6 protein-coding genes are annotated in these 6928 nt (G+C 71.0%); all 6 read right to left on the bottom strand.

The features are described from left to right. Positions 1-80 precede the first annotated feature (80 nt). The 6 genes from QIT00_RS36500 to QIT00_RS36475 all read right to left on the bottom strand — a co-directional run bounded on the left by QIT00_RS36500 (position 81) and on the right by QIT00_RS36475 (position 6906). The gene (locus QIT00_RS36500) at positions 81-755 is read right to left on the bottom strand and encodes a response regulator (protein WP_282539810.1); all 675 of its coding nucleotides are present in this window, start codon (positions 753-755) and stop codon (positions 81-83) included. After that, positions 752-2062: a sensor histidine kinase gene (locus tag QIT00_RS36495; RefSeq protein ID WP_282539809.1), complete on the bottom strand. Its 1311-nt coding sequence runs from the start codon at positions 2060-2062 to the stop codon at positions 752-754. Before QIT00_RS36495 ends, QIT00_RS36500 begins: the two co-directional genes overlap by 4 nt. A gap of 174 nt (positions 2063-2236) precedes the next feature. After that, positions 2237-3028 (bottom strand): ABC transporter permease, encoded by a 792-nt coding sequence (locus QIT00_RS36490; RefSeq protein WP_282539808.1) that lies wholly within the window; start codon positions 3026-3028, stop codon positions 2237-2239. After that, positions 3025-3960: an ATP-binding cassette domain-containing protein gene (locus QIT00_RS36485; RefSeq protein ID WP_282539807.1), complete on the bottom strand. Its 936-nt coding sequence runs from the start codon at positions 3958-3960 to the stop codon at positions 3025-3027. The genes QIT00_RS36490 and QIT00_RS36485 overlap by 4 nt, the downstream gene beginning before the upstream one ends. A gap of 107 nt (positions 3961-4067) precedes the next feature. Then, positions 4068-5480, bottom strand: coding sequence for a type IV secretory system conjugative DNA transfer family protein (locus QIT00_RS36480; protein ID WP_282539806.1), 1413 nt, complete (start codon positions 5478-5480; stop codon positions 4068-4070). 1 nt (position 5481) lies between these two features. Then, on the bottom strand, positions 5482-6906 hold the full coding sequence (locus QIT00_RS36475) for an ATP-binding protein (protein ID WP_282539805.1): 1425 nt from the start codon (positions 6904-6906) through the stop codon (positions 5482-5484). Between the last annotated feature and the right edge of the window lie 22 nt (positions 6907-6928).

The raw sequence follows: 6928 nt of genomic DNA, 5'->3' as shown, positions 1-6928 counted from the left end.
AATTTTTAGCCTCAACCCCCGGACTTTGTCCGGGGGTTGAGGCATTTTTGCGTTCAGGGTCTTTTTGCGTTCAGGGTCTTTCAGGACGGCTTCACCAAGCGGGTGTCGTAGGCCAGGATCACCGCCTGTACGCGGTCCCGGGCGCCCGTCTTGGCGAGGACGCGGCCCACATGGGTCTTCACCGTGGATTCGGCGAGATGGAAGCGTTCGGCGATCTCCGTGTTCGTCCAGCCCTGGCCGATGGCCGTGAGGATTTCGCGTTCGCGCTCGGTGAGAGAGGTGAGGCGGGCATCCTCGGCGAGCGTTTCCGACGGGCCCGCCGGGTCCGACGGCAGCTGGTCCGCGAACGCGTCGAGAAGCCGGCGCGTCAGGCTCGGGGCGACCACCGCGTCCCCCGAAGCCACCGCGCGGATGCCCGACAACAGCTCCTCCGGCTGAGCGTCCTTCACCAGGAACCCGGAAGCACCGGCGCGCAGACCCGCGTAGGCGTACTCGTCGAGGTCGAACGTCGTGAGGATCAGGACGCGGGTGCGGTTGCCGGAGGCGGTGATGCGGCGCGTGGCCTCGATGCCGTCCAGGCCGGGCATGCGGATGTCCATCAGGACGACGTCCGGCTGGAGTTGAGCGGTCTGGCGGACCGCCTCGCCGCCGTTGCCCGCCTCACCCACGACCGTCATGTCGTCCTGGCTCTCCAGGAGCATGCGGAAGCCGAAGCGCTGCATCGGCTGGTCGTCGACGATCAGGACCGCGGTCACGGGGTCGCGTCCTCAAGGGGTGTCGGGGAGCCGGAGGCGGGAGAGTTCGGAAGGTGCATGCGGACTTGCCAGCCGCCCGGCGGGCGGGGCAGGGGTCCGGCCTCAAGTGTGCCGTCGTACAAGGCGGTTCGCTCGCGCATTCCGGGCAGGCCGCGGCCGTCCGCGGGGGCCGCGAGGGGCGGCGGTTGCGCGTGGCCGTCGTCCGTGACCGTCACCGTCAGACCGGTGCCGGTGTGGCCGACCTCGACGGTGGCGGAGGCACCCGGGCCCGCGTGCTTCAGGGTGTTGGTAAGGGCCTCCTGGACGACGCGGTAGACCGTGAGCTCGCGGCCCGCGGTGTCCGTGGTGTCGGCCGGGGTGCCGCGTACCGTCATGCGCACCGGCAGACCCGCCGAACGGACGCCGTCCACCAGGGAGTCGAGGTCGTCCAGGCCGGGCTGTGGGGTGAGGTCGGCGGTGGGGGAGTCGTCGCGGAGGACGCCGAGGAGGCGGCGGAGTTCCGTGAGGGCCTCGCGGCTGGTGCCCGCGATGGCGTCCAGGGCCTGGGCGGCGCGCTCGGGCTGCTTCCTCGCCGCGTACGAACCGCCGTCCGCGAGGCCCGTGATGACGGAGAGGTTGTGGCCGATGATGTCGTGCATCTCGCGGGCGATGCGGGTGCGTTCGGCGGCCGCGGCGAGGCGGGCCTGCTGGTCGCGCTCCACCTCCAGCTGGCGGGCGCGCTCGACCAGAGACGCCAGGTACTCGCGGCGGGTGCGGACGGCGAGGGCCAGCAGCGTGACCATCGCGTACGTCCAGAGCGCGGGGAAGACTTGCAGGTCCCAGCTGTCCTCCGGGAAGCGCAGCGCGCCGATCACCGTGGGCGTGAGGATCAGCGGAAGGGCCCACAGCACCGGCTTCAGGGGGGAGCGCAGGGCCAGGTTGAAGACGACGATGAACTGGAAGAGGGCTGCCTGAAGGAGGATGCCCGTCCAGCTGTTCACCAGGGACACCGGTGCCATGGCGAGGAGCACGGGCATCGGGCGGGTGCGACGCCACAGGAGCGGCGCGGAGAAGCCCAGGCAGAGCGCCAGGACCAGGGAGTCGGCGGCCCCCTCGTTCCGGGCGATGGTCTGCCAGCCGCCGCTGGTGTAGTCGAGCAGCGCGGCCAGGATGAAGAAGGACGTCAGGCTGAGGTCCCAGACCAGCGGGCGGCGCCGGTCGAAGGCGTGGACCTTCTGGAGGTGCCGCTGCACATGACGGGTGAGGGGCGAGGCGCCCGCGGACCAGCCGTCCTGGTCGCGGGCGCTCTCGGGGGTCGGGTCGGTCATGGCCACGGTCTCATCTTCGTACGGACTCGTATGGACTCGGATGGACTCCGATGGACTCGTACGGGCTCGTATGGACTCGGATGGACTCGTACGGGCTCGTATGGACTCGGATGGACTCGTACGGGCTCGTATGGACTCGTACGGGGTCGTACGGACGGGTCCGGCGCGAGGAAGCTATACGTCACGGTTCTTCAGGCGCAGGCCCGCCGCGGTGAGGATCGCCGCGGCCCAGAGGAGCAGGGCGAGCAGAGCGGGGCCCGGGGAGGCGGCGCCGGGCAGGGGTGTGGCGGAGCCGAGGACGCCCGCCGCCTGCGCCGGGAAGTAGTCGATGGCGGTGCGCAGCGGCTCGTACGGCAGGCTGCCGAGCAGCTCGGGCAGGATCAGGACCGTGCCGACGAAGGCCCCGATGGCGCCGGGGATCGAGCGGACCAGGGCGCCGAGGCCGAGCGCGATCAGGCTGAGCAGGGTGATGCCGGCGGCGTTGCCGGCGAGGGCGCGCAGGATGCCGGAGTCGGTGAGCGCGGTGGCTTTGTCGGTGCCGGAGAGGAGTGCCTGGGCGGCCAGGAAGGTGACCAGGTTGGTGACGCATGTGACGGCGAAGGCGACCGTCGTGAAGACCGCGGCCTTGGCCCGCAGGACCGGGATGCGGCGGGGCACGGCGGTGAGGGTGGCGCGGATCAGGCCCGTCGCGTACTCGCCCGCGGTGACGAGGATGCCCAGGACGGCGACGCAGATCTGGGCGAGCTGGGTGCCGAGCAGGACGAAGGTGACGGTGTCGATCTCGGAGTCGTCGCCGTCGTACGTACCGCCCATGACGAGGCCCATGGCGAGGGTGCTGACGACCGCTGCGGTGAGGATGATCCAGGTGGAGCGGAGCGTCCACAGCTTGTGCCACTCGGAGTGGAGGATCCGTCTGCAGGTGAGGGCGGGGGCGGTGAGGGCGCTGAGGGCGCTGAGGGCGGTCATGCGGCTGCTCCCGTCAGGGGCGTGGTGGCCTGGTACTCGACGGAGTCGCGGGTGAGGTCCATGAAGGCCTGTTCCAACGAGCGGGAGTGCGGGGTGAGTTCGTAGAGGGGGATGGCGTGGGCGGCGGCGGTGCGGCCGATGTGTTCGGCGTCGGTGCCGTGGATGTCGAGGGTGCCGGGGGTGTCGCTGGTGATGTGGACGCCGGGGGCGGCGAGGTGGTCGGCCAGGGCGGTGGGCTCGGGTGTGACGACCTTGACGGCGGCGGCGCCGGAGGCGCGGACGAACTCCTGGACCGTGGTGTCGGCGAGGAGCCGGCCGCGGCCGATGATGACGAGGTGCTCGGCGGTCAGGGCCATCTCGCTCATCAGGTGCGAGGAGACGAGGACGGTACGGCCCTGTGCGGCCAGGGACTTGAGGAGCGTACGGATCCAGAGGACGCCCTCGGGATCGAGGCCGTTGACGGGTTCGTCGAGGATCAGGGTGCCCGGGTCGCCGAGGAGGGCCGCGGCGATGCCGAGGCGCTGGCCCATGCCGAGGGAGAAGCCCTTCACGCGGCGGGCGGCGACCTCGCGGACCCCGGCGAGTTCGAGCACCTCCTCGACCCTGGAGCGCGGGATTCCGTGGGTGAGGGCGAGGGCCGTGAGGTGGTGGAAGGCGGAGCGGCCCGGGTGTACGGAGCGCGCTTCGAGGAGGGCGCCGACCTCGTGCAGGGGCGCGGGGTGAGTGGCGTAGGAGCGGCCGCCGATGGTGGCGTGTCCGGCGGTGGGCGCGTCCAGGCCGAGGAGCATGCGCATCGTCGTGGACTTGCCGGCGCCGTTGGGGCCGAGGAAGCCGGTGACGGCGCCGGGGCGGACCTCGAAGTCGAGTCCGTCCACAGCGGTCTTGGTGGGCCTGGGGCCGTAGCGTTTGGTGAGTCCGTGTGCCCGAATCATGGTGTCGATGCTGCTGCGCGGGCGGGCGCGATACGTCGGACCGGGGCGGGAAGGTGAGGGGGCGTCGTAGTACCGGGGTACGACGGCGCCCCTGAGACCCGCGGTGCTCAGACAGGCAGGTCGTCGTGGGGCCACCGGGCGCGGGCCTGTTCGCGGGAGCGGAGCAGGGCGAGCGTGGGCAGGCCCGAATCGGCGCCGTCGGCGAGGAGTTCGGGGAGCTCGGGGAGCGGGGCGACGGCGGCGACGTCGTCGAGGATCAGCGCGAGTGGTGGGTCGAGCCGACCGGAGGATGACCGTGCGGCCATGCGCCGGCCGTGCTCGACCACGCTTGATACGAGCGCCGTGAGGAGCGGCATGGCTCCCGGCGCCGACTTCGGATCCTCGATGGGTTCACCCACCACGTAAAGCGTGCCCCCTTCGGCGATGAAGGAATCCAGCGTGAGGGTGTCCGTACGGTTCGGGGCGCAGGCCTCGCGGATGTGCACGGAGAACAGCGCGGAGAGGGCTCGGGCGGTCAACTCCTGGGCCATGTCGCGGCGTTCGGGGTGCGCGGTGAGGGCCGCCTCCAGTTCGCCGCCCGAACCGGAGGCCGCCTTGCCGCTGGTCCGCAGGACGCGTACGGCCTCCTGGACCTGGCTGCCCTGCGCCCAGCGGTGCACGTGCTTGAACGGGCGGCCGTCGATGGCGGCGGCGTGCAGATAGCTGCGCAGCAGCGTCTCGGCGGTGCTCGCGGTGGTCGCGTCGAGCTTGGCGGTGGGGCGTACGGGGGCGAGCAGGGCCCTGGCGCGGGCGGCGGCGGTGGGTTTGTCCTCGCAGCCGGTGGTGGGGGGCCAGTGCATGCGGGCGGGGGTGTCGCAGCGGTGCTCGGGGTCGTAGAGGAGTACGGGGCCGAGCTTGGCCCTCGCGTCCTTCGTCTCCTCCCACAGGGTGGGGTCCGAGGTGACGACCAGGGCTGGGCCCTCGGACTCCTGGATTGCCTGTACGGCGGAGGGGTGGCGCTCTGCGGGTGGGGCGAGGATCAGGGGGGTGCGGGGGGTGGGGACCGTGGTCGTTGAGGGTGCGGTCGGCTCGGGTGCTGCCTGGTCGACGGGGTCGGACTTGTCGTTGATCGCATCCGGCACGTGGGGCTGTGCCCACCCGTTCCGCCCTGCGGAACGCCTGCCCACAGCGGTGGCCCGCCACCGTGCGACCGTGCTCATCACGAACACCACCAGCACCGTCAGCACCAGCAACTGGCCGATGAACAGGCCCCAGAAGAGGCCGTAGCCGGAGAAGGCCTGTTCGGGGGAGTCGGGCCAGGCGCCGGGGATGTCGTGGGGCTGGGAGATGAGGTGGCGTATGGCGAGGGGGGTGCGGGCGAAGGTGACCCGGTCCGGCCAGGCGCCTTTCGCGAGGAGGGCGGAGAGGCCGGTGGCCGTCCAGACGAGGAGGGTGAGGCCGAGGAGGAAGGCGAGCAGGGCGACGAGCAGGCCGTCGGGGATGCCGCCGCCTTCCCGGCGCTCGGGGTGCGGGTCGCGCATGTCAGGCCACCGTTGCGTCCGGGTCGCCGAGTTCGGCGTGCGCCGCGTACCGCTCCATGCGGGCGGCGCGTTCCTCGGCTTCGAGTTCGGCGGCGGCCATGAGGTCGTCCTCCTCCTCGACCAGGGACGATTCGGTCATGGCGCGGTCGGTGTAGACGAGGGGGCGTTCCATCTCGGTGATGAGGTGTTTGACGACCTGGACGTTGCCGTTGACGTCCCAGACCGCGATGCCGGGGGTGAGTGTGGGGATGATCTCCACGGCCCAGCGGGGCAGGCCGAGTACGTGGCCGGTGGCGCGGGCTTCGTCGGTCTTCTGGGCGTAGATCGTTCTGGTGGAGGCCATTTTGAGGATGGCGGCGGCCTCCTTGGCGGCGGCCCCGTCGACCACGTCGGAGAGGTGGTGGACGACCGCGACGAACGAGAGACCCAGGCGGCGGCCGAACTTCAGCAGGCGCTGGAAGAGTTGGGCGACGAAGGGGGAGTTGATGATGTGCCACGCCTCCTCCACCAGGAAGATGCGCTTCTTGCGGTCGGGGCGGATCCAGGTGTGCTCCAGCCACACGCCGACGATCGCCATGAGGATGGGCATGGCGATGGAGTTGCGGTCGATGTGCGAGAGGTCGAAGACGATGAGGGGGGCGTCGAGGTCGATGCCGACCGTCGTGGGGCCGTCGAACATGCCGCGCAGGTCGCCGTCGACCAGGCGGTCCAGGACGAGGGCGACGTCCAGGCCCCAGGCCCGTACGTCCTCTATGGCCACGTTCATGGCCTCCGCCGACTCCGGTTCGGGGTGGCGGAGTTGCTCGACGATGTCGGTGAGGACGGGCTGGCGTTCGACGATGGTCTCGTTGACGTAGGCGTGCGCGACCTTCAGGGCGAAGCCGGAGCGTTCGTCCAGGCCGTGGCCCATGGCGACTTCGATGATGGTGCGGAGGAGTGCCAGCTGGCCCGTGGTCGTGATCGACGGGTCGAGGGGGTTCAGGCGGATGCCCGTGTCCAGGGCGACCGTGGGGTCCAGGCGGATCGGCGTTATGCCGAGCTCCTGCGCGATCAGGTTCCACTCGCCGACGCCGTCCTCGCCCTGCGCGTCGAGGACGACGACCTGGCGGTCGCGGAACCTCAACTGCCGTAGGACGTACGTCTTCTCCAGGGCGGACTTGCCGTTTCCGGATTCGCCGAGGACGAGCCAGTGGGGGGCGGGGAGCTGCTGGCCGTACAGCTGGAAGGGGTCGTAGATGTAGCCCTTGCCGCTGTAGACCTCGCGGCCGATGATCACGCCGGAGTCGCCGAGGCCGGGGGCGGCGGTCGGCAGGTAGACCGCCTGGGCCTGGCCGGTGGAGGTGCGCACCGGGAGGCGGGTCGTCTCCACCTTTCCGAACAGGAAGGAGGTGAAGGCGTCGGTCAGCGTGGTCAGCGGATCTCGCATGGGCTTGGCGCCTCTGCCTTCT

Origin of the sequence: Streptomyces luteolus, assembly GCF_029968015.1 — a bacterium.
GTDB classification, from domain to species: domain Bacteria; phylum Actinomycetota; class Actinomycetes; order Streptomycetales; family Streptomycetaceae; genus Streptomyces; species Streptomyces luteolus.
The sequence above is the reverse complement of the archived record's forward strand: the minus strand, read 5'-3'. Positions and strand labels throughout refer to the sequence as shown.